This window comes from Providencia sp. PROV197, from assembly GCF_028479625.1.
GTDB lineage: Bacteria > Pseudomonadota > Gammaproteobacteria > Enterobacterales > Enterobacteriaceae > Providencia > Providencia vermicola.
Genome location: NZ_JAMPNZ010000006.1, coordinates 42,496 through 68,391, shown reverse-complemented (window position 1 = coordinate 68,391; position 25,896 = coordinate 42,496). Strand labels below are relative to the sequence as shown.

Annotated in this window: 30 protein-coding genes; 24 read left to right on the top strand and 6 right to left on the bottom strand. The window is 42.9% G+C overall.

Annotated features, from left to right (window positions below):
* Positions 1–574: 574 nt before the first annotated feature.
* The 13 genes from flhD (at position 575) to PR808_RS03260 (ending at position 13,107) form a co-directional block, all read left to right on the top strand.
* Complete coding sequence (gene flhD / locus PR808_RS03320) at positions 575–925, top strand: flagellar transcriptional regulator FlhD (RefSeq protein ID WP_206083829.1); 351 nt, start codon at positions 575–577, stop codon at positions 923–925.
* A complete protein-coding gene (gene flhC / locus PR808_RS03315) occupies positions 922–1,512 on the top strand; it encodes a flagellar transcriptional regulator FlhC (RefSeq protein WP_206083830.1) in 591 nt (196 codons plus the stop codon). The genes flhD and flhC overlap by 4 nt, the downstream gene beginning before the upstream one ends.
* Before the next feature lie 95 nt (positions 1,513–1,607).
* The gene (gene motA / locus PR808_RS03310) at positions 1,608–2,495 is read left to right on the top strand and encodes a flagellar motor stator protein MotA (protein WP_206083831.1); all 888 of its coding nucleotides are present in this window, start codon (positions 1,608–1,610) and stop codon (positions 2,493–2,495) included.
* Between the two features lie 7 nt (positions 2,496–2,502).
* Positions 2,503–3,426: a flagellar motor protein MotB gene (gene motB / locus PR808_RS03305; RefSeq protein WP_241016823.1), complete on the top strand. Its 924-nt coding sequence runs from the start codon at positions 2,503–2,505 to the stop codon at positions 3,424–3,426.
* A 98-nt stretch (positions 3,427–3,524) separates the two neighbouring features.
* The gene (gene cheA / locus PR808_RS03300; RefSeq protein WP_272538690.1) at positions 3,525–5,579 is read left to right on the top strand and encodes a chemotaxis protein CheA; all 2,055 of its coding nucleotides are present in this window, start codon (positions 3,525–3,527) and stop codon (positions 5,577–5,579) included.
* 16 nt (positions 5,580–5,595) lie between these two features.
* On the top strand, positions 5,596–6,093 hold the full coding sequence (gene cheW, locus PR808_RS03295; RefSeq protein ID WP_004909833.1) for a chemotaxis protein CheW: 498 nt from the start codon (positions 5,596–5,598) through the stop codon (positions 6,091–6,093).
* A gap of 103 nt (positions 6,094–6,196) precedes the next feature.
* On the top strand, positions 6,197–7,882 hold the full coding sequence (locus tag PR808_RS03290; RefSeq protein WP_206083833.1) for a methyl-accepting chemotaxis protein: 1,686 nt from the start codon (positions 6,197–6,199) through the stop codon (positions 7,880–7,882).
* 116 nt (positions 7,883–7,998) lie between these two features.
* A complete protein-coding gene (locus tag PR808_RS03285) occupies positions 7,999–9,567 on the top strand; it encodes a methyl-accepting chemotaxis protein (RefSeq protein WP_206083834.1) in 1,569 nt (522 codons plus the stop codon).
* A 128-nt stretch (positions 9,568–9,695) separates the two neighbouring features.
* A complete protein-coding gene (locus tag PR808_RS03280; RefSeq protein ID WP_206083835.1) occupies positions 9,696–10,532 on the top strand; it encodes a CheR family methyltransferase in 837 nt (278 codons plus the stop codon).
* Positions 10,532–11,599 (top strand): protein-glutamate methylesterase/protein-glutamine glutaminase, encoded by a 1,068-nt coding sequence (locus PR808_RS03275; RefSeq protein WP_206083836.1) that lies wholly within the window; start codon positions 10,532–10,534, stop codon positions 11,597–11,599. The genes PR808_RS03280 and PR808_RS03275 overlap by 1 nt, the downstream gene beginning before the upstream one ends.
* A 39-nt stretch (positions 11,600–11,638) precedes the next feature.
* Positions 11,639–12,031, top strand: coding sequence for a chemotaxis response regulator CheY (cheY, locus tag PR808_RS03270; RefSeq protein WP_206083837.1), 393 nt, complete (start codon positions 11,639–11,641; stop codon positions 12,029–12,031).
* A gap of 24 nt (positions 12,032–12,055) precedes the next feature.
* Positions 12,056–12,694 (top strand): protein phosphatase CheZ, encoded by a 639-nt coding sequence (locus tag PR808_RS03265; protein ID WP_047756177.1) that lies wholly within the window; start codon positions 12,056–12,058, stop codon positions 12,692–12,694.
* Positions 12,695–12,807: 113 nt separating this feature from the next.
* A complete protein-coding gene (locus tag PR808_RS03260; RefSeq protein WP_206083838.1) occupies positions 12,808–13,107 on the top strand; it encodes a helix-turn-helix transcriptional regulator in 300 nt (99 codons plus the stop codon).
* 7 nt (positions 13,108–13,114) lie between these two features.
* Here PR808_RS03260 and PR808_RS03255 read toward each other — a convergent pair whose 3' ends face one another.
* From PR808_RS03255 to PR808_RS20670, 3 genes are all read right to left on the bottom strand, one after another.
* On the bottom strand, positions 13,115–13,672 hold the full coding sequence (locus PR808_RS03255) for a hypothetical protein (protein WP_206083839.1): 558 nt from the start codon (positions 13,670–13,672) through the stop codon (positions 13,115–13,117).
* 95 nt (positions 13,673–13,767) lie between these two features.
* Positions 13,768–13,995, bottom strand: a complete 228-nt coding sequence (locus tag PR808_RS03250) for a CcdB family protein (RefSeq protein ID WP_272538689.1) — start codon at positions 13,993–13,995, stop codon at positions 13,768–13,770.
* A complete protein-coding gene (locus tag PR808_RS20670; RefSeq protein ID WP_404460600.1) occupies positions 13,995–14,099 on the bottom strand; it encodes a type II toxin-antitoxin system CcdA family antitoxin in 105 nt (34 codons plus the stop codon). The genes PR808_RS03250 and PR808_RS20670 overlap by 1 nt, the downstream gene beginning before the upstream one ends.
* 400 nt (positions 14,100–14,499) lie before the next feature.
* On the opposite strand from PR808_RS20670, the gene flhB reads away from it, so the two are divergent.
* From flhB to PR808_RS03225, 4 genes are all read left to right on the top strand, one after another.
* Positions 14,500–15,651 carry a flagellar biosynthesis protein FlhB gene (flhB, locus tag PR808_RS03240; RefSeq protein WP_206083841.1) on the top strand — a complete coding sequence of 384 codons (1,152 nt, stop codon included), beginning with the start codon at positions 14,500–14,502 and terminating at the stop codon, positions 15,649–15,651.
* On the top strand, positions 15,644–17,743 hold the full coding sequence (gene flhA, locus PR808_RS03235) for a flagellar biosynthesis protein FlhA (RefSeq protein ID WP_206083842.1): 2,100 nt from the start codon (positions 15,644–15,646) through the stop codon (positions 17,741–17,743). The genes flhB and flhA overlap by 8 nt, the downstream gene beginning before the upstream one ends.
* Positions 17,744–17,992: 249 nt before the next feature.
* Complete coding sequence (locus PR808_RS03230) at positions 17,993–18,196, top strand: type II toxin-antitoxin system RelE/ParE family toxin (protein ID WP_442960046.1); 204 nt, start codon at positions 17,993–17,995, stop codon at positions 18,194–18,196.
* 107 nt (positions 18,197–18,303) lie between these two features.
* A complete protein-coding gene (locus tag PR808_RS03225) occupies positions 18,304–18,486 on the top strand; it encodes a hypothetical protein (RefSeq protein ID WP_272538687.1) in 183 nt (60 codons plus the stop codon).
* A gap of 72 nt (positions 18,487–18,558) precedes the next feature.
* Here PR808_RS03225 and PR808_RS03220 read toward each other — a convergent pair whose 3' ends face one another.
* From PR808_RS03220 to flgA, 3 genes are all read right to left on the bottom strand, one after another.
* Positions 18,559–18,999: a flagella synthesis protein FlgN gene (locus PR808_RS03220; protein WP_206083843.1), complete on the bottom strand. Its 441-nt coding sequence runs from the start codon at positions 18,997–18,999 to the stop codon at positions 18,559–18,561.
* Between the two features lie 9 nt (positions 19,000–19,008).
* The gene (gene flgM, locus PR808_RS03215; protein ID WP_206083844.1) at positions 19,009–19,311 is read right to left on the bottom strand and encodes a flagellar biosynthesis anti-sigma factor FlgM; all 303 of its coding nucleotides are present in this window, start codon (positions 19,309–19,311) and stop codon (positions 19,009–19,011) included.
* A gap of 313 nt (positions 19,312–19,624) precedes the next feature.
* Complete coding sequence (gene flgA / locus PR808_RS03210) at positions 19,625–20,293, bottom strand: flagellar basal body P-ring formation chaperone FlgA (protein ID WP_272538686.1); 669 nt, start codon at positions 20,291–20,293, stop codon at positions 19,625–19,627.
* Positions 20,294–20,539: 246 nt separating this feature from the next.
* Here flgA and flgB point away from each other — a divergent pair, with 246 nt between their 5' ends.
* The 7 genes from flgB (at position 20,540) to PR808_RS03175 (ending at position 25,891) form a co-directional block, all read left to right on the top strand.
* The gene (gene flgB, locus PR808_RS03205) at positions 20,540–20,953 is read left to right on the top strand and encodes a flagellar basal body rod protein FlgB (RefSeq protein WP_206083846.1); all 414 of its coding nucleotides are present in this window, start codon (positions 20,540–20,542) and stop codon (positions 20,951–20,953) included.
* 5 nt (positions 20,954–20,958) lie between these two features.
* Entirely contained in the window at positions 20,959–21,363 is a 405-nt protein-coding gene (gene flgC / locus PR808_RS03200; RefSeq protein WP_047755990.1) for a flagellar basal body rod protein FlgC, read from the top strand.
* A gap of 12 nt (positions 21,364–21,375) precedes the next feature.
* Positions 21,376–22,227 carry a flagellar hook assembly protein FlgD gene (locus PR808_RS03195; RefSeq protein ID WP_206083847.1) on the top strand — a complete coding sequence of 284 codons (852 nt, stop codon included), beginning with the start codon at positions 21,376–21,378 and terminating at the stop codon, positions 22,225–22,227.
* 29 nt (positions 22,228–22,256) lie between these two features.
* Positions 22,257–23,477, top strand: a complete 1,221-nt coding sequence (gene flgE, locus PR808_RS03190) for a flagellar hook protein FlgE (RefSeq protein WP_206083848.1) — start codon at positions 22,257–22,259, stop codon at positions 23,475–23,477.
* Positions 23,478–23,492: 15 nt separating this feature from the next.
* A complete protein-coding gene (locus PR808_RS03185; RefSeq protein ID WP_206083849.1) occupies positions 23,493–24,248 on the top strand; it encodes a flagellar basal body rod protein FlgF in 756 nt (251 codons plus the stop codon).
* 18 nt (positions 24,249–24,266) lie between these two features.
* Positions 24,267–25,049 (top strand): flagellar basal-body rod protein FlgG, encoded by a 783-nt coding sequence (flgG, locus tag PR808_RS03180; RefSeq protein ID WP_206083850.1) that lies wholly within the window; start codon positions 24,267–24,269, stop codon positions 25,047–25,049.
* A gap of 143 nt (positions 25,050–25,192) precedes the next feature.
* A complete protein-coding gene (locus tag PR808_RS03175; RefSeq protein WP_241016843.1) occupies positions 25,193–25,891 on the top strand; it encodes a flagellar basal body L-ring protein FlgH in 699 nt (232 codons plus the stop codon).
* Positions 25,892–25,896: the final 5 nt, after the last annotated feature.

Sequence of the window (25,896 nt, the reverse complement as noted above, 5' to 3'; positions counted from 1 at the left end):
TTTTTGAGTTTCTCAATACCAAAGATTGATTTGGATCAATATTTTGATTTTGATGTTGTGATTGGTTTTTTTTGCTTTCAAATCACATGTAGAGAGTGAAGCTATTGATTAAAATCCTGTCATTTGGCTTAGGGTGATCTAAAATGTTGCGGATATTTTAGATAGGGAAAGACAAGATAAAGAAATAATAAAGATTATTTAATGAATCAATGGATAATTATCCCAATGAGATAAAAAGAAACATAAGTACCTTGAATAGTTAATTTAGTGGTGCATAATAATTGACGACTAATAATGACATCGGCAAATTCTGACTTTTACTGAAAGTGCTAAATTTTTAGTCACTCTTTATTGTTTGTAGGTATTCAGGAAATGTATTTAATTTAAGTTTGAAGATTTGTGTTTTTATACTCCAAACTGGGTATTGATTAACGGAAAACATGGGAAGTAATGGAATACATTTATCCAGTTTAATTAATTTTACTAATAACCAATTTTAGGCACACAAAACTTTCAAATTCATATTTGTTCTTTTTGCACACAGATGTTGATAAATATTCGGAAAGGAAAAAAAATGAGCTCGACGACAGATTTTCTGAAGCATATATACGATATTAACCTCTCATATTTGCTATTAGCCCAAAAACTCATCTCCCAAGAGAAAGCTTCTGCGATGTTCCGCTTAGGTATCTCTGATGCAATGGCAACTACTTTAGCAGACCTTACGCTTCCTCAATTGGTCAAATTGGCAGAAACAAACCAGCTAATCTGTCAGTTTAGATTTGAGAATAGCGACACAATTGAAAAGTTGACCCGCGACTCAAGGGTTGATGAATTACAACAAATTCATACAGGTATCCTCCTTTCGACCCGATTATTGCAAACGCATAATGAAGGCGACACTGATATAGCGAGAAAAAGATGAGTACCGCAGCTGAAAAAAGTATTGTCCAAGAAGCGAACGATATTCGCTTAGCCATGGAATTAATCTCTTTAGGCGCTCGCCTTCAAATGTTAGAAAGTGAAACCCAAATTAGCCGCGGCCGTTTAGTTCGATTATACAAAGAACTTCGAGGCTGCCCGCCACCAAAAGGTATGCTACCGTTCTCAACAGATTGGTTTATGACATGGGAGCAGAATATTCATTCATCCATGTTTTATAACGCCTATCAATTTTTACTGCAAAGTGGACATTGCCAAGGCGTTGATGCCATCTTAAAAGCTTACCGTTTGTATCTTGAACAATGTATTCCAGAGCCAGGTGATGAGCCATTATTAGCACTAACACGAGCTTGGACCCTCGTCCGTTTTGTTGAAAGTGGCATGCTACAAAGCTCAAAATGCAGCTGCTGCCATGGTTCGTTTATCACTTATGCGCACATCCCAGAAAATAGTTTTACTTGTAGTTTGTGTCAGCCGCCATCACGAGCAATAAAAAAACGTAAACTTTCCGAGCATCTCGCCGATATTACGCTATATCGACAGGATGGCATTACGAAAGCGGTAATGTAATTGGATTGATTTGGTCAACAGGCAAGTTTTTGCCTGTTACTCCTAATATTCCCTTTGACTGCCATCTGTTAACCAACGGAGTGAAAGGGAATATTGTGTTAATACTCATCGGGTATATCATTGTTACAATAGCGGTTATTGGCGGTTATCTCATGGTTGGTGGCCATTTAGGCGCGCTATATCAACCCGCTGAATTTGTTATTATATTAGGTGCTGGTTTAGGTGCATTTGTCGTGGGTAACAGTGGCAAATCCATTATCGCCCTATGTAAAGTATTACCGAAACTATTCCGCCGTTCTTCCTACAATAAAACGATGTCAATGGACTTGATGGCATTGTTATTTCAATTGCTCAATAAATCTCGCCAACAAGGGTTACTTGCCTTAGAAAAAGATATTGAAAATCCTCAAGAAAGCGAAATTTTTTCTCAATATCCTCGCATCCTCAAAGATGCATCCACCATGATGTTTATTGTGGATTATTTGCGTTTGATGGTAAGCAGTAACTTACAAAGTCATGAAATTGAAGCCTTAATGGATGAAGAACTCGAAACATTCCGCCAAGAAAATGAAGTTCCTGCATCTGGCCTAAATATGGTCGGTGACTCCATGCCTGCTTTTGGTATTGTGGCGGCGGTATTAGGTGTCGTGAATGCGTTGGGATCTGCTGATAGGCCAGCAGGTGAACTTGGTGCATTGATTGCCCATGCGATGGTTGGAACATTCTTAGGTATTTTAGTCGCTTACGGATTTATTTTACCCTTGGCAGCACTGATTAGATTACGCAGCAGCGAACAGCTCAAAATGATGGAATGTATCAAAGTGACATTCTTATCTGCATTACAAGGGTATGCGCCGCAAATTGCCGTAGAGTTTGGTCGTAAAGTGTTATTTAGTGCTGATAGGCCGTCATTCGTTGAACTTGAAGATAGAGTTCGCGAAGTAAAAGTGGGTGCTCGCTCACAAGAAACCACCGAGGAGTAACACTAGGATGGCAGCCAATACCCCTCATGTAATTCGAGTCAAAAAACGCAATTCTCATCATCAAGGTGGCCACGGTGGTTCGTGGAAAATCGCTTATGCCGATTTTATGACGGCGATGATGGCATTCTTTTTGGTGATGTGGCTGATTTCGATTTCAAGTCCTCAAGAACTCACACAAATTGCAGAATATTTTCGAACTCCGCTTAGTACTGCAATTAACCCTGGTACCAAAAGTGGAGATGCGACCAACCCTATTCCGGGAGGCGGCAAAGACCCCATTTTTCGTGAGGGCGATGTGATGCCTGAACCGAATAATATTATTGACGGTAATGCCAGTTATCGGTTTGAAAAGCTTAAGGAAGCCCTTGAGCAGGCTATTTTAAAAGACCCACGTCTAAATGAGTTAAAACCGCATTTACTGATCGACATGATTAATGACGGTCTGCGCATTCAAATTGTCGATAGTGAAAACCGCCCGATGTTTCAAGTAGGTTCTGCGATAGTGGAACCTTACATGCGCGATATTTTACGCGCCATTGCCCCTTTGCTAAATGATGTACCTAACCGAATCAGCATTTCAGGCCATACCGATGATTTATCTTATGCCAACGGGGCGAATTACAGCAACTGGGAACTTTCATCAGACAGAGCAAATGCTTCGCGACGTGAGTTAATCCGTGGGGGAATGGATGAGAGCAAGGTTTTACGAGTGGTTGGTATGGCATCAGCGATTCATTTAGATAAAAACAACGGTCTTGCACCAATTAACCGACGGATCAGCATCATTGTTCTCAATGATGAGGAAACGAAACAAATTTTACGTGAATACGACGGAGCAAAACCGATTTCTGACGTATTGGGTAAACCAGCTACGAAGATAGCTACTGAGACTGTGGTGACGGCGAAAACACAGAAAAAAGCCGATGAATAGACTGTGTTTGTGAAGAGATACATTGTGATTTTTTATTGCCTGCCGGATTTTCCGGCAGTCAGCGTTAAGTGAAACCTAAGCGAAACTGGATAAAAACCATGGATATTACTGAGTTTTATCAAACATTTTTCGATGAAGCCGACGAGTTGCTCAGGGATATGGAACAACATTTACTTGAGCTTGATCCTTTTGACCCGGATAGCGAGCAGCTAAATGCCATTTTCCGTAGTGCGCACTCAATAAAAGGAGGTGCTGCAACCTTTGGTTTCACTCAGTTGCAAAACACCACGCACACACTGGAAAACCTGCTCGATAAGGCACGCCATGATGAGTTAGCCCTCACTCCTGACATCATAGATGTATTTTTGGATACCAAAGATGTTATGGCCTCGCAGCTCGATGCTTACAAAAATGATTCTTTACCCGATGAAGAGTCATTTAAACGAATTTGTGAAGTGCTTAGTCGTGTTGAGAACCATGCCGAAGAGGTCATTGAGGCAGAGTCTATTATTGAAGACATTGTACAAGTAGAAGAAGTGACGTCAGAAATTCAACAAATTGACGCTAAAGGGGAATTTTCGCATTACTTTAAAATCACATTAAGTGGACTTAAAGAAACCGAAGTCGATTTACTTGCCGACGAGCTCGAACTGTTTGGTCATTTATATCATACGGAAAAATCGACCGATAGCCTCCAAGTATGGTTAGGCACAAATACCGATATTGAGGATATTTGTGGAGTACTGTGTTTTGTGGTGGATGAATCACAAATTGCACAAGACGCTATCACGTTTGCTGATTGCCAAGCTTTTATGCCACAAGCCGAAAGAAAAAGTGAACCTGAAGCCGTTCAAGATGCGGAAATTGTGCTTCCAAAAGAAGTCGTTAACCCTACCGTGGTTTCGAGCCCTTCGAAAAAAACAGCAGTAACAAAACCGAAAGGGGACTCCAGCAGTATTCGTGTTGCCGTGGAAAAAGTCGATCAACTTATCAACCTGGTCGGTGAGTTAGTAATTATCCAATCCATGCTGACACAGCACAGCCAACACGTTGATCAAAATGAATACAGTGATTTACTGAGCTCTATTGTTCAATTGGAGCGTAACTCGCGAGCCCTGCAAGAGTCCGTCATGTCTATTCGTATGATGCCAATGGACTATGTTTTCAGTCGTTTCCCACGCATGGTGCGTGATATTGCCTCTAAACTAGGCAAGAAAATTGAATTAAAAGTGGAAGGTAGTTCGACTGAACTTGATAAGAGCCTGATAGAGCGCATTGTCGACCCGCTAAATCACCTTGTCCGTAATAGCTTAGACCATGGTATTGAAAAACCAGATGTCCGTGTGGCAAATGGAAAACCAGAAGCGGGGACATTGACTCTCGCAGCTGCACATCAAAGCGGCAATATTTGTATTGAGGTGCGTGATGACGGGGCAGGTCTAAACCGTGAGCGTATTTTGGCTAAAGCCCGTTCTCAAGGGATGAATGTGCATGATGGCATGAGTAACGATGAAGTGGCGATGCTTATTATGGCACCAGGCTTCTCCACTGCAGAAGTGGTGACTGATGTATCGGGTCGCGGTGTGGGGATGGATGTGGTGAAAAGGAACATTCAAGATATGGGCGGCCGTATCCAAATCGGTTTCACCGAAGGCAAAGGAACTATCATTCGAATTTTACTTCCTTTAACCCTTGCCATTCTTGATGGAATGTCAGTAAAAGTGGCAGAAGATGTTTTTATCGTGCCTTTAAGCGCCATCATCAGCACTTTACAACCACGACAAGAAGATATTTACCGCCTTGCGGGTGAAGAAAAAATGCTTTTAGTTCGCGGTGAATATCTGCCATTGGTCGAGCTACACCATGTCTTTTCTATTGAAGAAGCGGAGCGCAATTTGGATAACAGCATTGTGCTTATTATTCAAAATGCGGGGCACCGTTTTGCATTGCTTGTGGACAAATTGGTCGGACAGCAACAAGTCGTGGTGAAAAATATCGAAAGTAACTACCGAAAAATTCCAGGTATTTCTGCTGCAACGATTATGGGCGACGGTTCTGTTGCATTGATTTTAGATGTGGCTGAGCTGCAAAAAATGAATAACAGCATTTTGATCAAAAAGAAACATCAGGTTTCCCAACCTGTCGTGCACTAAATAGAGGCCATATACCATGTCTATGTTAGATGATGATTTAAATAAACACGAAGAAGAAAAAAACGGCGAAGGTTACCTTATTTTCACTTTAGGTGAGGAAGAGTACGGCATTGAAATTTTAAAAGTGCAGGAAATTCGGGGGTATGAGCAAGTCACTCGCATCGCAAATACACCTGACTTTATCAAGGGGGTTACGAACTTACGCGGAGTCATTATCCCAATCATTGATTTACGGGTGAAATTCTCTCATGAAAATGTGGTGTACAACGATAACACCGTTGTGATTGTTGTGAATTTAAAAGACCGAGTGGTTGGCATTGTGGTTGATGGCGTTTCGGATGTGTTGGTGCTCAATGAAGAGCAAATTGCCCCGCCGCCCGATTTTGCAGTGACGTTATCCACCCAATATCTCACTGGTTTAGGGACACTCAATGACCGCATGTTGATTTTAGTGGACATTGAAAAGCTACTGACTAGTGACGAAATGGCGCTTATTGACAGCATGGCTGAGTAATTCTCAGCCTAAATAATTGCTCAAATAATAATAAGTCATTAACTAAAGTTTTTGGTTAGATGACCGATATCCAAAATACAACAAATAATGTTAGTAAAACGTCATGTACAGTCGAATTAAAATCGTATCAGGACTTTTGTCCGTCATTTTTATCTTTATTTTATTGCAACTGGTATCCAGTGGGTTGATGTTCACTAAACTCGGCGATAACAGCGACAGTATTAGTTATTTAAATTCACTACAACGCCAAAGACAAGTATTAACGGAAAGCTGGGTTAACCTTTTACAGGCCCGAGCCAATTTAAATCGGTCAATCAACGCCTACCTATTAGACGGCCGAAAAATTCAAGATGATGCGACAACAGAAGACCTGATTAAAGCGGCAAAACGTAACTTTAAAGCTGCGGATGATGCTTATGCTCGTTACAACAAGCTGATGCAAAGTTCAGAGTATGATAAAGCCAAGTTTGAACAGCTTTTTAGCACCTATGAAACCTACCGTGATGCATTAATTAAGCTCAGTGATTTCGCGGAAAAAGGAGACTTAGAAGGTTTCTATGCTCATAGAACATCGGGCCATCAAATGAAGTTCGAAGAGCAATTTAATGCTTATTTCGCCGATATTTCAGCCGATTTCCAAAGCGAAGTCGTTAATGCAGATAATAATTATCGCCAATCATTATATATGCTGGTGACATTATCGATTCTGCTCGCCTTTATTGGTTTCTTTAGTTATCGCTATGTGCGTAAAGGCATTATTGAGCCATTAGGTTTATTAAACGAGCGGATTAAAGTCTTCGCATCAGGTGATTTAACGCCTTCCATTACGACAGCCTCGAATAACGAAATTGGCGAATTAGCTAATGGCGTTCAGCACATGCAACAAGAGCTGATTAACACGGTTCGTGGTGTATTAGATGGCAGTGAAACTATTTACCAAGGCACCACTGAAATTGCCGCAGGTAATAACGACCTTTCTTCTCGTACGGAGCAGCAAGTGGCGTGTTTGGAAGAGACATCCGCCAGTATGAGCGAATTAACCGCAACGGTTAAGCAAAATACAGACTACGCCCATCAAGCTAGCGAGTATGCAAACCAAGCGTCTGTTATTGCGAAAGAAGGTGGAAAAGTGGTTTCCAATGTGGTGAGTACCATGTTGAACATTGCTGATAGCTCACAAAAAATCTCTGATATCACTGCAGTGATTGACAGTATTGCCTTCCAAACCAATATCTTAGCACTGAATGCTGCGGTTGAAGCAGCACGTGCGGGTGAGCATGGCCGTGGTTTTGCGGTCGTGGCAGATGAAGTGCGTAACTTAGCACAACGCAGTGCGGATGCCGCGAAAGAAATCAAAACATTGATTGAAGACTCTGTTTCAAGAACAGGAACAGGCGCGCGCCAAGCGGAAGACGCAGGTGAAACGATGACGAAAATTGTGGAATCGGTCACGCGAGTGACAGACATCATGACGCACATCGCAACCGCTTCTGATGAGCAAAGTAAAGGCATTTCGCAGGTCAGCATTGCAGTTGCTGAAATGGATAAAGTGACTCAGCAAAATGCCTCGTTAGTGGAACAATCAGCGGTTGCAGCGAATGTGTTAGAAGAGCAAGTCGCGAAACTGTCGCAGCTTATCTCTATTTTCCGTTTACCACCGTTAAAACAAAGTGAAATACGTAATACAAAACCAGCAGCAAGAACGGTATCCAATATCGTTAAAACGCCGGATTTAAAAAAACTATCATCGAAGGAACATAAAGATGATGACAACTGGGAAACTTTCTAAACATTAAGCATGGTTTCACGCTGCAAGGCTTTGGCTTTGCAGCGTTTCTGTGCATTAGAAAACAAGCAATGTTTTAAGCGAACAGCTCTCTTAGCTGGCACAAATGGGGATTATCTATGTTTGGTAAAAATATCCGAATTTCGGTGAGTTTATATCTGCTTCTATTTTTATTTTGTGGAATGCAGATTGTGTCGAGCGGGGTTTCTGTTGGAATTGTTGTTAGTGAGTTAAAAGCATTAGAACGTATTGATTTGGGCTCTGATAAGCGTGCAATGCTTGAGGAAACCAATAAACATTTAATACAAGCACGTAATAGCTTAACGCAAATTGCATTGCTGAATAAAGTGAGTGGCCATGACCAGCTTATTGAAGAAACACAAGTCACTTTTGGCAAACTATTAGAAGAAGCGCAAAAAGATTATACCACATTTAAAAACCAACCGATTTTGAGTGAAAAAGAAAACCTTGCAGCTCTTGATGCGAAATATCAAGCTTTTGTCGCAACACTCAAAGCATTAAAAACACACTTAGATAACAAAGATATCGCAGCTTACATTGAGCTTCCAGCCCAAGAAAATCAAGATCAATTAACCCAAGTAATTGATGAATATCTTGAATTATTGAATGCTGAAAATGATGAATCTCTTTCTGCTGCACGCATGTACAACACCTTTGCGTGGAGCTCATTTTGTTCGGTGATTGTGATTATTATTCTGGTGATCGCGTTTGCCCATTATTGGATGAAACGTAAAGTGATTAACCCATTGAAAAGTATGGGTGAACACTTCGCTTTAGTGGCTGATGGCAAACTGAACCAAAATATTGAAATTACGACGGGCGATGAAATCGGTGAAGTATTTGGCAAACTCAAACAAATGCAAGAATCGTTAGCCACTTCCGTCAGTGCATTGCGTTCGAATACTGACCAAATGTATACCGGTATTCGTGAAATTGCTTTAGGTAATAATAACTTATCATCGCGGACTGAACAGCAAGCTGCATCCCTTGAAGAAACGGCAGCCAGTATGGAAGAGCTAACAGCGACCGTTAAGCAGAATGCGGATAACGCGCGTCAAGCCAGTGAGCTCGCCGTCAGTGCATCGAAAACGGCAACGAAAGGCGGTGAAATTACCGAAGATGTTATCGATACCATGACATCAATTTCTAACAGTTCGCAAAAAATTAGCGCAATTATTAGCGTGATTGATGGCATTGCTTTTCAAACCAATATTTTAGCCCTAAATGCAGCGGTTGAAGCGGCGCGTGCGGGTGAGCAAGGTCGTGGGTTCTCCGTTGTCGCTGGCGAAGTTAGGGCATTGGCACAACGTAGTGCTGAAGCGGCAAAAGAGATTAAAACGTTAATTGATGAGTCTGTGGGGCGTGTAAGTCAAGGTTCCCAGCTGGTGAATGAAGCGGGTGCGACCATGAGCGAACTGGTTGCTGCAGTTAATCAAGTAACTGAATTAATGGGAAATATTGCGTCTGCATCGAATGAGCAAAGCCGTGGGATTGAGCAAGTTGCTACCGCAGTGAGTCAAATGGACTTAGTCACACAGCAAAACGCTGCATTAGTCGAGCAATCGACCAGTGCAACTGCGGCACTGGAAGACCAAGCCAATAACTTAGTGGATACTGTGGCATTTTTTGAGCTCCCTGAAAATGCAGTAAACCGTAGTCGGTATTAAGTGTTGAGAAAACTCACAATGAGTTTTCGGCAGAGGGAAATGAATCGTTTTGTGCATTTCCCTTGCCATTAAAGGCAGCGCATTAGGTGGCTGCTTCTGGATTTTTATTGAATAGGACGACAAGTACGATGCTTTTTGTACCACAGATAGAACCACTGACTGATGATGAGTTTGGTCGGGTTTGTCGATTTATTCATAAAAAATCAGGCATAGTCCTAACCATGAATAAAAAAAATATGGTCTATAACCGGCTATTAAAGCGGTTACGTGACTGTAATCTCGACAACTTTTCTGACTATTTACGGATGCTTGAGCGCGAGCCACATAACGCGGAATGGCAAGCTTTCGTCAATGCATTGACCACAAATTTAACCGCATTCTTTCGTGAGCCACACCATTTTGTCACGTTAACGGATTTTATTCGTACACGTAAAAATAACCCAATCACCATCTGGTGTGCAGCTTCTTCAACAGGGGAAGAGCCTTATTCTATCGCGATGACATTAAGTGATGTACTGGGGCCAAATGCCGTTAATGCCAAAGTGATTGCCAGTGACATTGATACGGAAGTGCTTGAAAAAGCGAAACAAGGTGTTTACCGCATCGAAGAGCTGAAATCACTTAGTGCACTTCAGCGGCAACGTTACTTTATGAAAGGTGTGGGGGAATTTGAAGGGTATGCACGAGTCAAGCCCGCGTTAAGGCAGATGATTGAATTTCGTTACTTAAATTTGAGTGACCATGACTGGCAGCTCCAACATCGCTTTGATGCAATTTTTTGCCGTAACGTAATGATTTATTTCGATAAAGAAATGCAAATAAAAATGCTTGAGCGTTTTGCACCACTGCTTAAGCCAGATGGCTTGTTATTTATTGGGCATTCAGAAAATTTATCACAATTAACACAACGCTTTGTGATCAAAGGACAAACCGTCTACAGCGTGCAAGCTGAAAGGAGGGGGTAATGAAAAAAATTAAAGTGCTATGTGTGGATGACTCAGCACTGATGCGTCAATTAATGCGTGAAATCATTAATAGCCATGAAGACATGGAGGTGGTGGATACAGCGCCTGATCCTTACGTTGCACGTGATTTAATTAAACAGCTCGAACCTGATGTGATCACGTTAGATGTTGAAATGCCTCGTATGGATGGTATTGATTTTTTAGAAAAATTAATGCGTTTGCACCCAATGCCAGTGGTGATGGTATCTACATTGACATCAAAAGGCTCTGAAGTAACGCTTAAAGCGTTAGAGCTTGGTGCGGTGGATTTTGTCACTAAACCACAAATCGGCATTCGCGAAACCATGATGAGCTACCGTGACATTATTGGTGAAAAAATTCGTGCGGCGGCAATGTCTAAGATCACTCAACGCAGTCGGTTTGCGCGGCCAGAGAAAAAAATGTCTGAGCCAGTTGCTCAAGCCAAAGCGTTGTCCCCGTATGTGTGTAACAGCCGTGTGATTGCGGTTGGCGCATCTACTGGCGGGACAGAAGCGATCCGCCAATTTTTAGAAATGCTACCCCGTGAATGCCCACCTGTGGTGATCACGCAGCATATGCCCGCAGGATTTACCCGCTCATTTGCTGACAGACTGAATAAATTGTGTGTACTAACGGTAAAAGAGGCAGAAAACAACGAGTTACTGCAAAAAGGACACGCCTATATCGCGCCAGGTGATTCTCACATGTTGATTGCAGACAAAGGCAAAGGTTTCCAAGTGATTTTGCAACAAAGTGAACCCGTTAATCGCCATCGCCCGTCAGTAGATGTGCTATTTGATTCAGTAGCTCAATGTGTCGGACGAAAATGCATTGGTGTGTTACTGACTGGTATGGGGATGGATGGCGCCAAAGGGTTATTGAATTTACGTAAACAAGGGGCGATTACTTACGCGCAGAACGAAAGTAGCTGTGTGGTATTTGGTATGCCACGAGCTGCGATTGAAATGGATGCAGTGGACGAAGTGCAAGATATTCGAAAAATTGCCCCAAGTGTTTTAGCAAGACTTTCTTCTGTCACTGTGTAGCAGCGGCGGAAATTCACAATTGTATTTGAAGGAGTGGTTATGGCCGCTAAAGATCTTAGTTTTCTGGTTGTTGATGATTTTTCTACCATGCGTCGTATCGTCCGTAACTTATTAAAAGAGCTCGGGTTTAGCAAAATAGAAGAAGCAGAAGACGGTGTTGATGCATTAGAAAAAATCCGTGCGGGTAACATCGACTTTGTTGTTGCAGACTGGAATATGCCAAATATGGATGGCTTAGAACTGCTTAAAACAATTCGTGGCGATGATGCACTTAAGCATATCCCAGTTTTGATGGTAACGGCGGAAGCAAAAAAAGAAAACATCATTGCTGCTGCACAAGCAGGGGCAAGTGGTTATGTGGTTAAACCGTTCACTGCCGCTATCTTAGAAGAAAAACTGAACAAAGTATTTGAAAAAATGGGACTGCAATAATAGTGAGTGCCAAAGGAGATTTTCATGACTGAGCAAGTGGGTATGGAAGGTATTCGCAATGGTAATGATGATTTAAAACAAGTCATTACACGCATTGGTACGCTGATGAGAACCTTGCGTGAAAGTATGCGCGAATTGGGGTTAGAAAAAAGTGTCCAACAGGCTGTTGCAAGCATTCCAGATGGGAAAGACAGACTGCGTTATATCGCGCAAATGACGGCGCAAGCGGCAGAAAAAACCTTAAATGGCATTGATGTCATCAAACCACTGCAAGTGGATATGAATAAAAATGCGCAGACGTTGCAACAGCAATGGCAAGAAACAGCGACTGGTGTGGTTCCTACACAATTGCGTGAGTCAACAGAAGCTTTTTTAGGGCAAGTGATCCAAGACAGCGAAACCACTAAGGCTGAATTACTGGAAATCATGATGGCGCAAGATTTTCAGGACTTAACAGGGCAAGTCATTAAAAAAATGATGGAAGTGGTTGAAGAAGCGGAAAAACAACTGCTGGCATTGTTAATGGAAAATACGCCCCCTGAAATGCGTGCGAAAACACAAAACGAAAGTTTACTCAATGGCCCGCAAATCAATAAAGAAGGCGTTAATGTGATGGCATCACAGTCGCAAGTTGATGACCTGCTTGATGAACTTGGTTTTTAGGTTATTACGATAACCTAACCGCTTTTTATGGAGCTACATTAGTTGATAACGATTAACGTAGCTTCATATTATCCATTTCAATTAGTTAGCTTACTGTGATCGAGTGTATTCAGATGATAAATAATGATTTGATTTCTACTTTGATAAATGATGAAAAAGGAGAAAGGCGAGAAGAACTTGACCAAGAAACCGCTTGCCTTGAATTAGAAATGCGCAAAGCGTTAATTAGCCAGTTGCGTATGGCTCGCCTTGCTAATAATTTTACGCAAGTTGAAATTGCTGAAAAAATGCAAACACAAAAGCAAAATATTTCCCGTTTAGAAAAAGGGCAGTTTGACCCTAAACTCGGTACGTTACTCAAATATGCGCAAGCTGTTGGCATGCAAATTACGTTAAACCCAACGACTAAATAATATTGTGCTAGTCATGTTGGTAGACGGCAATAATTTTACTGCCGAGTACATGTTCAAATTGGGCAATAAAATCATCGCTAATATCCCAATTATGAAAGCTAAAACCTAGGTTGCCAAAGGCCCATTGAGGGTTAAATTGCCAACCGAAAAGCGGTGAATGAAAATTGCATTGAAAGCAGGATAAGCTTTCGTTTTTTCCTTCATACCAATCAGAAACGGCATCACCCCATGCATGACTGTGTTCTGTTTGTTCATTGCCGCATTGTGGGCAGTAAATGCCAATCCCATTGCCGCCTGCATGAAAAACAGTGCGTTCTGTGACAATGGATAGGGTATTTTTTAATTGGTTTTCAGGTAGTTGGGTGGGAACAATACTGCCATCAATAACATATAAAATAGGTTCTTTATAAGCAGGCATTGGGCGATAAATTACCTTATCATATTCAATCGCTTGGAAGCTAGGGTCGATGATCCCTTGTGTTTGTAGCCAATTTAGCATGCGAGCCGCTTCTTTTGGCGCATCTTCAAGTGTGATATCGGGGGCGACTAGGTGGCAAGTATCCATAAGAACCTTATTAATTAAAACCCATCAATGAGTAGGGCAATGGCTTTTTTGATACGTTCTCTTTCATTGTTTAACGTATTGATTTATTTGAAAAATTATAATTTTGGTACAGCGGCCATTAAGTGAGTCATTAAAATATAGTCATGGTCAAGAACCGAAAGGCATGGGGTTAGTTTATCAGGCACGGGCTGATGTAATAAATCGCTATCATATAAAGGGATGACCAATCGAGTATTCAGGATATCAATAATATCACTTTGAATATCAAATAAGTAGGGAGCATGGATAGCATCGCCTCTATTTTGATAGAGATGGTATTGCATTAAAATTCCCTGTATTTGTCTGAGAATAGTCCATGCTCTTTGCTGATCCTATTGAGTTCATTGAAACCCGCGATGTTTTTTTCTTTCCACTTTATGGTTTCCACTTTTTTAATTCTTCGGCTAATGCCTTACATAAGATGGCTGATAAATTTAATTTCGCTTATTTGGCTTGCTCATATAGCTCGGGTGTAACGGTTACACTCACCGTTTTTTTAACCCTATGTGTTACCAGACTGCTCATGATAAATTCCTTATACATGTGTATTCACCCGTGTAAGCTGTCACGGTTTCGTGTGAATATGGATATTTTATCGCCATTTTTGAGCAGCGCGAGAAAAATATAATTGCCCGTTTTTTATTTGCCAAGCGCTTCGCAAAGTTGCTGTCTTATTGCTCAATAGGCAAATAACCCCCTCGAACTGCGTCTATTTTCCACCATTGATTTTTTTACACTCTGTCATGCTATAGCGATAACTCGTATTTTCGCTAAATTTTGGAACCACGGTGTCCGACGAGAGTGATGTAGAAAAAACAGAAGAGCCCACCCCCCATAAAAAGCAAAAAGCCAAAGATGATGGGCAAATCGTTCGTTCAAAGGAACTTAGCTCGCTAATGATGATGTTGGCGGGTATCAGTTTGCTCTGGTTAAGCGGGGGGCACCTTGCGGCACAACTTCGCCAAATTGCCCGACAAGGCTTTATTTTTGATGGCCATTATTTGCAAAATACAGGCTTAATGATCAGCTATTTAGGGCGTGTGGTCAGTGAGGCATTATTTGCATTATTGCCTGTTATTGGCGGTTTAGCGCTCGTCGGGATTTCCGCGTCGTCTTTAGTGGGCGGGTTAGTGTTTAACAGTAAATTGATTAAGTTCGATTTAAAAAAGCTCAACCCAATTAAAGGGCTAAAACGTATTTTTTCAATGAATGCGTTATCAGAATTGTTCAAGGCAATTTTGAAATCATTGTTTGTTGGGTTGGGGGCATTTATTTTTTTATGGCAAAGCTGGCCTTCATTGCTGCATTTAGTGATGGAGTCACCTGTTACCGCACTGAGTAATGCCCTGCAAAAAGTGATTTTTGCGGGGTATTTGATTGTGTTTTTGCTGATCCCAATGGTGGCATTTGACGTGTTTTATCAATTTCGCTCTCATTTGAAGAAATTGCGTATGAGCCGCCAAGAAATTAAAGATGAGTTTAAGCAGCAAGAGGGTGACCCACATATTAAAGCGAAAATTCGTCAACAACAGCGGGCGATAGCGCGAAATCGCATGATGGCGGATGTGCCACTTGCCGATGTGATAGTGACTAACCCCACGCACTATGCAGTGGCGCTGAAATATGATGATAAACGTATGGGGGCACCAAAAGTGTTGGCGAAAGGCGCAGGGGTGATAGCGCAGCGCATTAAGGAAATTGGTGAAGAACACCGAATATTACAATTAGAAGCACCGCCGCTTGCAAGGGCGTTATATCGTCATGCAGAGATAGGGCAAAGCATCCCTGTCGCGTTATATGCGGCGGTTGCAGAAGTTTTAGCATGGGTTTACCAACTGCGCCGCTGGCGTCGTGAAGGTGGGCTCAGACCGAAAAAACCGAAAAATTTACCAGTGCCACCGACGCTGGACTTTGCTGGAGATAACAATCGCGATGGCTAATTTGGCTGCACTTTTAAAATTGCCGAAAAACTTACAAGGAACGCAGTGGCAAATACTCGCGGGTCCAGTTCTAATCTTATTGATTTTGTCGATGATGGTATTGCCATTACCCGCATTTTTATTGGATTTACTGTTTACCTTTAATATTGCGCTTTCCATCATGGTGTTATTGGTGGCGATGTTCACTAAACGAACCCTTGATTTTGCTGCATTTCCAACTATCTTACTATTCGCCACGCTATTACGCCTATCGTTGAATATCGCATCAACACGAATTATTTTGTTGGATGGGCATACAGGGCCTGACGCTGCAGGTCGAGTCGTTGAGGCATTCGGCCACTTTTTAGTGGGCGGCAACTTTGCCATTGGTATTGTGGTATTTATCATTCTGGTTTTGATTAACTTTATGGTTATCACCAAAGGAGCGGGGCGTATCGCCGAAGTGGGTGCTCGCTTTGTGTTAGACGGAATGCCTGGTAAGCAAATGGCTATCGATGCTGACCTCAATGCAGGGATCATCAATGATGATGAAGCCAAAAAACGTCGTGCAGAAGTGACGCAAGAAGCGGATTTTTACGGTTCGATGGACGGTGCCAGTAAATTCGTACGTGGCGATGCTATCGCGGGGATCATGATTATGGTGATCAACGTGGTCGGCGGGTTAATCGTTGGTGTAGGTCAACACAATATGTCGCTAGGGGAGGCCACGAGCGCCTACACCTTGCTGACAATCGGTGATGGTCTTGTTGCCCAAATTCCTGCGTTGATTATCTCCACAGCGGCAGGGGTTATCGTAACTCGTGTTGCGACGGATGAAGACGTCGGTGAGCAGATGGTCAACCAACTGTTTAATAACCCGCGTGTTATGTGGTTGAGTGCAGGTGTTTTGGGTTTGATAGGCCTGATCCCCGGGATGCCAAACTTTGTCTTCTTATTATTTACAGCAGCACTTGCGGGATTAGGTTGGTATTTAGTACGTAAATCACAACAACCAGAAAGTGCAAAGGGCGATAATAACCAAGCACAACATTTCCAAGAAGCCAACAAGGTGGTAGAAGCCACGTGGGATGATGTGCAATTAGAAGACTTATTGGCAATGGAGGTGGGCTACCGTTTGATCCCACTTGTGGATAACGACCAGCAAGGTGAATTATTAGGCCGTCTGCGAGGATTGCGTAAAAAATTCGCTCAAGAAGTCGGTTACTTACCGCCAGTTGTCCACATTTGTGACAATTTAGCGCTTTCCCCTTGTGAGTACCGTATTTTAATTAAAGGTGCAGAGGTAGGACGCGGCGAAGCGCAACCAGGGCGTAGTTTAGCCATTGATCCTGGTAATGCCGCGGGGACGTTACAAGGGGATGCAACAAGAGAGCCCGCTTTTGGTTTACCTGCAGTTTGGATTGATGACGACTTACGCGAAGAAGCGCAAATTCAAGGTTATACCGTGGTTTCAGCGAGTACGGCGGTTGCAACACACTTCAACCAAATTTTACTGCAAAACTCGAGCACATTATTTGGTCGCCAAGAAGCACAAATGCTGTATGACCGAGTGAAAAAAGAGATGCCGAAACTGGCAGATGACCTGATCCCAGACACGATTTCGTTAACGATTTTGCATCGTGTTTTGCAAAATTTATTAATGGAAGATGTGGTGATCCGCGATATGCGCACCATCATTGAAACGTTAGCGGAAATGGCAGGGGAAAATGGTGAGCAAAAAGACACTGATTACCTCACATCACAAGTTCGTATTGCACTAGGCCGTGCGATTACTCAGCAATGGTTTGGTAATGCGGAAGAAATTCAAGTGATTGGGTTAGATGCCGGACTGGAACAAATTCTTCTGCAAGCGGCGAAAAATGGCGGTGGATTAGAGCCAAACCTTGCGCAGTTTATCCAAACGCAAGCGGAGCAAGCGGTTTCTCACCAAGAGGCGATGGGTGCGCCTAATGTCTTGTTAGTGAACCATGCGTTGCGGGTAATTCTTTCGCGCTTTTTGCGCCGCAGCTTGCCACAATTGGTGGTGATGTCGAATTTAGAAATGACAGATCACCGTAAAATTAGAATGACGTCAATGATCAGCGGCAGTTGATAAGAGCGTGTATTCGCCAAGATGAATGGCGAATATTATTGAGATAAAAGGAGCGGGGAGATTCTTATCAAGCCGCTCTTTTTTTGTATACCCCATACGGGAATCTAACCTGAATTCGGATTTACTTTTATTTTAACTGAGCTGTAGTAATTTTTACTATAGTTAAATTATGGGGGCTATGGATAGCTATCTATAAAACGAAGATGTTTAATCATAGTATCAAAAAAGATAAATATTAGTGATTTTGAATTGATTAATGCGGTAATGGATGTGTTTGCAGGCCAATATGAAGCCCATCTTGGTAATGGCGTTATTAAAAAGCGTTTACCACTACAAGGAAAAGGAAAAAGCGGAGGCGTCAGAACGCTTATTTTTATAAGCAGGAGCGGCACTTATTTTGGTATATGCTTGGCTGAAATCTCGTTTAAATGCAAAAGGAACCAAAGAAATTGAGGACGATACACTTGAATCTTATAAAGATATCGCGAAGGTACTTTTGTAATTAGATGATGAAAAAATAATGAAAATGCTAAAAGCTAACTTGTTAGTGGAGGTTAATTATGAATAATAAAATTAATGAGTTACTGCAATTTGCCCATCTTACACCAATGACAGGGGAAGATATTAAGCGCATTCGTGAGCAAAATAATATCTCACAATCTTCCCTTGCACTTATCTTAAACATGACGAAAGAGAGTCTAAGTGGGAAAGAGGGGAGATTAAGCCTAATGGCGCGGCATTGAGGCTTCTCACAATGATAGATGAGAGAATGTTTATTATTTAATTAATGCATTTTAAATAAACTGCTCTGCAAGCTAAATCGAAATTTTCTTACCTAAAACAGGGCGTTTTGATTCTAAGCCATCAGCACCATAGGTAGATTGGTTATTGTGTTTTTTGACAAAGTTCAGGCGCTGGGTATTGAGCTCAATGTGTAATTGCAGCATTTGATGGTTACGATAATTTAGCTCTTTAAGATCAGTCGTTAACACTTTAATCGCTTCCCATAGACCAGCCAAGGCCGCATCACTTTCGTAGGGAGCGGTGATTTCAGCCTGTGCCTCAAGCTGTAAGCGATGGGTTTCACCGTGGCCGATAGCCGCGACAAGAAAGCGTTTTTGCTCAGTCGTTTCTTGGAAGGGTGATGGCGGCACACGGTGATAACCTAATAAGATTTCTTCATTCTTCATCACGATTTGCAGTGATTGTAAATGGGAAAGTTGCTGCTCTAGCAATATCAGTAATTCATCAGTCATAACGGTTATTTATTTCATTGATAACATGCATTCGTGGGCATCGCGTAAAATACCATCTGCAATTTTTTCCGCATCCATCGTTAGGGTGCCATCTTTAATAGCTTGTTTAATTCTTTCAACTTTTGCGAGGTTGATATCAGAGGCTTGCGGTTGCAATAATTTTTTTTGTAATTCGCTAGGTGCAAAAGTACTTTCTTTGACAGTGACATCAGCAGCAACTTTTTTATCGCGCATCGGGGCCGCCGCATCTTGCGGATCACGGTTTGTTACTTGAGTCAGCGCAGAAATTGCAGGGGTTTGCTCAATAGCCATAATGTATTTTCCTATTCCCGATTTTTATCATATGTCAGTTATCGGCGTATTTTTGGGGATCTTTAGTCTGTATAGTGTTACAAAATGTTGCTTTTATTCGTCATATTTCAAGTCGCCTCTGTGTTAACTGCGCTCATTCGCACTAGTCACTTACTTATGTAAGCTCCTAGCGACTCATTCACTTGTTGCCTTGATGCGACTTGAACTATTTAGAATAAACGTTCATTTTACCTTAAGGTAAACATTCATTTTGAGCAATTTTATGTCAAAGATAGATTCGTCATATTTCAAAGGACTTCAGTCTGGATGGCATTTATTTTAACGCAATATTAACACTGCCATTCTCTTGTGCTAACCCATTGACCACTTGACCATTGAGCAATCTTACACGAATATTTTGCCCAGCGGTGGCATTATTAATAGCGCGTCCCTCATATTTCACTGAAAAATTATCCCCATTGGCAAATACAAATACGGTTTGCCCAGCTTTAATCGCCCAAGGTTGCCTAACCATTGATTTGGTGAATGTTTGTCCTGCAGTAATTGTGCGTAGCACAATTGCGCCCCGCAGCGCCATTTTGTCCGTACTGGCTCCAGTTGGTAATTTGTGTAGCAGGCCTTTTTTGGTTCCGATATCAACAAATTCAATCGTTTCACCGCGGCTTAAATTACGAGTTGCAACATAATATTGTCCCGTCACATTAACTGTGAGCTGCAAAAACTGTTTTTTCTTCCCACATAGCACAGGTATCGACACATTTCCCATGTTGCGTCCACCAATAGGCGGGCTGATCTGCGGTTTATCACAGTTTGGCCATTTTTCAATCGGTGTTTTTATCTCAATGGAAACGTGGTTGTTTTTGCCATGCACTTGACGAAAATAGTGATTGATATCTTGTGGAAGAGAGGCTTGAGATAGCGTTGGAGTTAAGCTTAATCCACTGATTATTATGCAATAGGTCAATTTCTTAAGATTAGCCATCGGGTTACTCGCTCCTTTATCAACACACTTTTTCACGCTTGCAGTTTACCCACCTCTTTCATAATGAATGAGCCAAATAGGTCAATTATTTTGCCTTTATCCCGCCATTAGATTTTTTCGTAGACCGCTAAGATATGCACGTCGAATTTTAACTTTCGTACTCTCTTGATGGGTTTTGCCTAATTGAGGGGGCGAATATAACGAGCGTTCGTAGTCAACATCGCTATACATCCATTAAGGATCATCATGATTGATAAGTTAAATGCCACGTTTGCCTTCCAGCAGCAGGCGTTGTCAATACGTGAAGCTAGGCAAACTGTTTTGGCTTCCAATATTGCTAATGCGGACACACCGGGTTATCAGGCGCGGGATATTGATTTTAATCGTCAACTCCAACAAGCGATGGATAAAGGCGCTGTGAATGGCAAGGGGGTGGCACTGGCGGTGACAGCCAAAGGTCATATTGAAGGCCGAGGTATTAAGGCACCAAATATGGATTTGAAATACCGCGTCCCTTACCAAACCTCAATGGATGGTAATACCGTCGATATGGATATTGAACGCAGTCAATTCGCCGATAACACCCTGAAATATCAGGCTGATCTTACATTTATTAATAGCCGCGTTAAAAGCATGTTGGCTGTTTTACAGCAAGGGTAATCATTATGGCCTTACTGAGTATTTTTGACATTTCAGCTTCTGCATTAACTGCCCAGTCTCAGCGCTTAAACGTCAGTGCAAGCAACATGGCTAACGCAGAAAGTATTGCGGGGCCTGATGGGCAGCCGTATCGCGCTAAACAAGTGGTTTTCCAGATGGCACCACAAGGCCGCCACGAAGTGGGTGGCGTAAAAGTCAGTGAACTGATTGAAGACCCAGCACCACCACGTATGGAATACAAACCTGGTCACCCTTTAGCGGATGAGAAAGGGTATGTGCAAATGCCTAACGTAGATATGGTGGGGGAAATGATCAACACCATTTCGGCCTCTCGTAGCTACCAAGCCAACTTAGAAGTGATGAATACAGCAAAAACCTTGCTGCAAAAAACACTGACTATTGGCCAGTAACGGAGGTATGACATGGGGATTGCAGCCACGATGTACGATTCTTTGGACAACACTACCGCAGGGCCAGAACCTGCGGCAAGTAATGTGCCTAAGAAAAGTCAAAGTGATGATATGCGTGACACTTTTTTGAAAATGATTGTGACGCAAATGCAAAACCAAGACCCAACGAACCCGATGGAAAATACCGATTTAACCAGCCAATTGGCACAAATTGCCACGCTGGAAAGTATGAATAAACTCAGCGATAACGTGAGTGGTATTTCCCAACAAATCGGCTCAGGGCAATCACTACAAGCTACCGCTCTGGTGGGCAAAGGCGTACTTATTCCGCGTAATGAAATTGTTTTAGCTCCGCTTAAAAAAGAGAGTTCAGGCGAAAATAGCACGGTGACGAAACCATCGAACCCGTTACCCGATGAAGGAATTAGTCCAAACAGCCCATCTACCGCAGCGTTGAGCAATCAAAACACCTCTGAAGAGGACGGCGAAGAGCCAAAATCTGAATTTATTTCATCGCCATTTGGTTTCTTTTTACCGAAATTGGCCGATAGCGTTGAAATCACTATTCGCGACAAAAACAAAATGGTTGTGCGAACCATCACCTATGACTCTGAAGTTAAGCCCGACATTTATGACATGGCATGGGATGGTTTGGACAACAACGGCAATTTAGTCACCGATACGAAAGGGAAATATTACTTTGATGTGAGAGCTATCAGAAACGGGGCTGAAGTTGAGGTCACGAAACTGGGCTATACCCGCGTCAATGGTGTCACACCAGGATCTGACGCGCCATTATTAGATGTTGGCATCGGGCAAAGTGTGCCTCTTAGTAGCATTTTCAAAGTTTACCCTTCTTCTTAATTTTTACCCCCAATACTCATGGAGAAAATATGTCTTTTTCACAAGCAGTCAGTGGCTTAAATGCAGCGTCAGCGGGGCTCGATTCAATTGGTAATAATATTGCCAACTCCGCAACTAACGGCTTTAAAGGTGCAACGACATCATTTGCGGATATGTTCGCAGGTTCGGGTGTTGGCCTTGGTGTTAACGTTGCTGCAGTTACGCAAAACTTTAAAGACGGCCCAATTACACGTACAGATAGACCAACTGACGTGGCGATTTCAGGTAGTGGCTTTTTTCGCGTTCAAGATAAAAATGGTGATACTTACTACAGCCGTGATGGCCAATTTTTGCGTGATAAAAGCGGTAATTTAGTCAATAACCAAGGCATGGTGGTGACAGGTTACCCAGCCAGTGTCGATGAAAAAGGCAATGTCACCATTCAAAGCGGTGGTGTGCCTGAAGGATTAAACATCCCAACGGACATGATGGATGCGAAAAAATCTGAACTTGCCAAGTTAACCATTAACTTGAACTCAGAAGACAAAATCAAAGATAAAGCCTTTGATGTTGATAAGCCTGATGATTCATCAACCTATAACTTCAGCACCACAATGACGGCGTATGACAGCCAAGGTAATACCCATGAAATCTCCGTGTACTTTGTTAAAAATGCGGACAACGAATGGACAGCTTACGCAAAAGATGCAAGTGATAAGTCTGCAAAAGAACTTGGCAAATTAGAGTTTGATGGTAACGGCAAGCTAAAAGATGCGGATAAAGCGACATTTCCTTTCAACTATAACGGCTTAAACGGTGCGGATGACGGCGTTTTAAACGTTGATTTATCGAAAACCCGCCAACAAAAAGTGAGCGAGTCCTCCGTCAGTGCCATTGATGTTGATGGTTTCCCCGCGGGTGAATACACCAGTTTCAAAATTGAAGATAACGGCTTAATCGTTGCGAACTACTCAAACCAACAAAAACGCGTGGTTGGGCAAGTGGCGCTTTCTGCGTTTGCGAACCCGAATGGTCTCGTTTCCCAAGGTGGCAACGTATGGGCATCTTCAAACGCATCGGGCAACCCGATGGATGGCGTACCTGGTGTAGGGCAGTTCGGTAAATTAACCAGCGGTGCATTGGAATCTTCCAACGTGGATATGAGCCAAGAGCTTATCAGCATGATTGTGATGCAGCGCAATTACCAATCAAACGCGCAAACCATCAAGACGCAAGACCAAATGTTACAAACTTTGGTTAACTTACGATAAGCCTAGAGGGTGGCCATGGATCACGTCATTTATACCGCAATGGGGGGAGCGCGTCATGCGCTTGAGAACCAAGCGGTGGTTTCCAACAACATTGCTAATGTGTCTACCGCAGGGTTTAAAGCGCAGCTCTCTGCCATGCGCGCAGTGCCCGTGAATGGGGATAGCGCGCAAACCAGAACCTTGGTGGTTTCTTCAACCCCTGGCGCGGATATGAGCCAAGGGCCGCTGAACTACACAGGTAAGCCAACAGATGTTGCGTTAAACGATAAGCATTTTTTGGCGGTTGAATTAGCCGATGGCACAGAAGCGTATACCCGAAATGGGAATATCCAAATTTCGGGCGAAGGTGAGTTAGTGATTGGTGAACGCCGTCTGCAAGGCGATGGCGGGCCAATTAACGTCCCGCAAAATGCAGAAATCACTATTGGCATGGATGGCACCATCACCGCATTGCTGGCGACGGATCCGCCAACTATGTTGGGGCAAATCGGCCGTTTGAAAGTGGTTGAAGCGCAGCCGCAAGACTTAATTCGCGGGGAAGATGGGCTTTTCCATTTATCCCCTCAGGGGCAAGCCGCGAATGGCAATGTATTGCCACTGAGTGACCGTGCGGTTGTGACGTCTGGTGTGATTGAGGGAAGTAACGTCAATGCCGCCGAAGCGATGGTGTCGATGATAGCCAATGCAAGGCATTTTGAAATGCAAATGAAGGTGGTTCGCAGTGCGGATGAAAATGCCCAACGCGCCAACCAATTGCTTGCCGTCAGCTAAATTCAGTAAGGAATAATTATGATCCGTTCATTATGGATTGCAAAAACTGGGCTTGATGCTCAACAAACTAACTTAGACGTGATTTCCAATAACTTGGCGAACGTTAGCACCAATGGTTTTAAACGCCAACGCGCGGTTTTTGAAGATTTAATGTACCAAAATATTCGCCAGCCAGGGGCGATGAGCTCTGAACAAACCTCTTTGCCATCAGGGCTACAACTGGGGACAGGGGCACGCCCCGTTGCGACTATGCGTATTCATGGTCAAGGTGCCTTGAATAAAACGGGCACCACAACGGATATCGCCATTAAAGGCCAAGGTTTTTTACATGTACAAATGCCTGACGGCACAGACGCTTATACTCGTGATGGGGCATTACAGCCTAACCAAGATGGCCAGTTAGTCACCTCCAGCGGCTATCAAATCGTTCCTGCGATCACCATCCCAGATAATGCCAACAGTTTAACGATTGGGCGTGATGGTACGGTATCTGTCACCGTTTATGGCGATAGTCAACCTCAGCAAATCGGCCAAATTACGCTGACAACCTTCATTAACGATGCAGGGTTGGAAAGTATGGGGGAAAACCTCTATATGGAAACAGCGAGCTCAGGTGCGCCGAATGAAAGTGCGCCGGGAACCAACGGTGCCGGTCTGCTTTATCAAAACATGCTAGAAACCTCTAACGTGAATGTCGCCGAAGAGTTGGTCAATATGATCCAAACTCAGCGTGCTTACGAGATTAACAGTAAGGCGGTTTCTGCATCAGACCAAATGCTTCAGCGTTTAACGCAACTGTAATTGGTTTTGTATAGGCGCTCATGGGGTTCCTGTGAGCCCTATGAAAGACATCTCTTTGGGATGAACAACGTACACAGCAGCAAAAGAGTAGCATAATGATTGAAAGCGGCCTTATTTCCCAACAGCAAAAAACAGCGTTGCAGATGCGTTTGACTGCACCTAAACAGGTATGGTTACTTGCCGTTTTGGTTTTAGCCACCAGCGGTTGTGCTCACATTCCATCTCGTCCGTTAGTGGATACACAAACGACGGCTATTCCTTCTGCCCCTACAGCACCTTCCCCAAACGGTTCGATATTTCAAAGTGCCCAGCCTGCTTATTACGGTTATCAGCCGCTTTTTGAAGATAGGCGACCGCGTAATGTTGGCGATATTCTAACCATTAATTTGCAAGAAAATGTCAGCGCCAGCAAAAATTCCTCTGCCAATGCGAATCGCAGCGGTAAAACGGGGTTCCTTGCCGCGATATTACCTGGCTTTATGCAAGGGTGGATCGGTGGCAACAACACCGAACTGGATATCAAAGGAAACAGTGACTTTAGCGGTAAAGGTGGTGCAAATGCGAATAACACCTTTAAGGGAACCATTACGGTGACCGTCGACCAGTTACTGGCGAATGGCAATTTACATGTAGTGGGTGAAAAACGCATCGCAATTAACCAAGGCACTGAATCTATTCGTTTTTCGGGAGTGGTTAACCCACGAACTATTGGCTCAGATAACCATGTGAGCTCCACACAAGTGGCGGACGCTCGCATCGAATATGTTGGCGATGGTTATATCAACGAATCGCAAAATATGGGCTGGCTACAACGCTTTTTCTTAAATGTTTCGCCTTATTAATTAAA

What these genes read in the sequence shown, in the direction of transcription:
- PR808_RS03225 (WP_272538687.1), top strand. Translation starts at nt 18,304, where the DNA reads ATGAATAATAAAATTAATGAGTTACTGCAATTTGCCCATCTTACACCA.
- flhA (WP_206083842.1), top strand. Translation starts at nt 15,644, where the DNA reads ATGGCTAATTTGGCTGCACTTTTAAAATTGCCGAAAAACTTACAAGGA.
- motB (WP_241016823.1), top strand. Translation starts at nt 2,503, where the DNA reads ATGGCAGCCAATACCCCTCATGTAATTCGAGTCAAAAAACGCAATTCT.
- PR808_RS03290 (WP_206083833.1), top strand. Translation starts at nt 6,197, where the DNA reads ATGTACAGTCGAATTAAAATCGTATCAGGACTTTTGTCCGTCATTTTT.
- PR808_RS03255 (WP_206083839.1), bottom strand. Translation starts at nt 13,672, where the DNA reads ATGGATACTTGCCACCTAGTCGCCCCCGATATCACACTTGAAGATGCG.
- PR808_RS03280 (WP_206083835.1), top strand. Translation starts at nt 9,696, where the DNA reads ATGCTTTTTGTACCACAGATAGAACCACTGACTGATGATGAGTTTGGT.
- flgE (WP_206083848.1), top strand. Translation starts at nt 22,257, where the DNA reads ATGTCTTTTTCACAAGCAGTCAGTGGCTTAAATGCAGCGTCAGCGGGG.
- cheA (WP_272538690.1), top strand. Translation starts at nt 3,525, where the DNA reads ATGGATATTACTGAGTTTTATCAAACATTTTTCGATGAAGCCGACGAG.
- PR808_RS03265 (WP_047756177.1), top strand. Translation starts at nt 12,056, where the DNA reads ATGACTGAGCAAGTGGGTATGGAAGGTATTCGCAATGGTAATGATGAT.
- PR808_RS03195 (WP_206083847.1), top strand. Translation starts at nt 21,376, where the DNA reads ATGGGGATTGCAGCCACGATGTACGATTCTTTGGACAACACTACCGCA.
- PR808_RS03285 (WP_206083834.1), top strand. Translation starts at nt 7,999, where the DNA reads ATGTTTGGTAAAAATATCCGAATTTCGGTGAGTTTATATCTGCTTCTA.
- PR808_RS03260 (WP_206083838.1), top strand. Translation starts at nt 12,808, where the DNA reads ATGATAAATAATGATTTGATTTCTACTTTGATAAATGATGAAAAAGGA.
- PR808_RS03275 (WP_206083836.1), top strand. Translation starts at nt 10,532, where the DNA reads ATGAAAAAAATTAAAGTGCTATGTGTGGATGACTCAGCACTGATGCGT.
- cheY (WP_206083837.1), top strand. Translation starts at nt 11,639, where the DNA reads ATGGCCGCTAAAGATCTTAGTTTTCTGGTTGTTGATGATTTTTCTACC.
- flgB (WP_206083846.1), top strand. Translation starts at nt 20,540, where the DNA reads ATGATTGATAAGTTAAATGCCACGTTTGCCTTCCAGCAGCAGGCGTTG.
- flgC (WP_047755990.1), top strand. Translation starts at nt 20,959, where the DNA reads ATGGCCTTACTGAGTATTTTTGACATTTCAGCTTCTGCATTAACTGCC.
- flgG (WP_206083850.1), top strand. Translation starts at nt 24,267, where the DNA reads ATGATCCGTTCATTATGGATTGCAAAAACTGGGCTTGATGCTCAACAA.
- flgM (WP_206083844.1), bottom strand. Translation starts at nt 19,311, where the DNA reads ATGGCTATTGAGCAAACCCCTGCAATTTCTGCGCTGACTCAAGTAACA.
- PR808_RS03250 (WP_272538689.1), bottom strand. Translation starts at nt 13,995, where the DNA reads ATGCAATACCATCTCTATCAAAATAGAGGCGATGCTATCCATGCTCCC.
- cheW (WP_004909833.1), top strand. Translation starts at nt 5,596, where the DNA reads ATGTCTATGTTAGATGATGATTTAAATAAACACGAAGAAGAAAAAAAC.
- PR808_RS03220 (WP_206083843.1), bottom strand. Translation starts at nt 18,999, where the DNA reads ATGACTGATGAATTACTGATATTGCTAGAGCAGCAACTTTCCCATTTA.
- PR808_RS03185 (WP_206083849.1), top strand. Translation starts at nt 23,493, where the DNA reads ATGGATCACGTCATTTATACCGCAATGGGGGGAGCGCGTCATGCGCTT.
- flgA (WP_272538686.1), bottom strand. Translation starts at nt 20,293, where the DNA reads ATGGCTAATCTTAAGAAATTGACCTATTGCATAATAATCAGTGGATTA.
- flhC (WP_206083830.1), top strand. Translation starts at nt 922, where the DNA reads ATGAGTACCGCAGCTGAAAAAAGTATTGTCCAAGAAGCGAACGATATT.
- flhD (WP_206083829.1), top strand. Translation starts at nt 575, where the DNA reads ATGAGCTCGACGACAGATTTTCTGAAGCATATATACGATATTAACCTC.
- PR808_RS03175 (WP_241016843.1), top strand. Translation starts at nt 25,193, where the DNA reads ATGCGTTTGACTGCACCTAAACAGGTATGGTTACTTGCCGTTTTGGTT.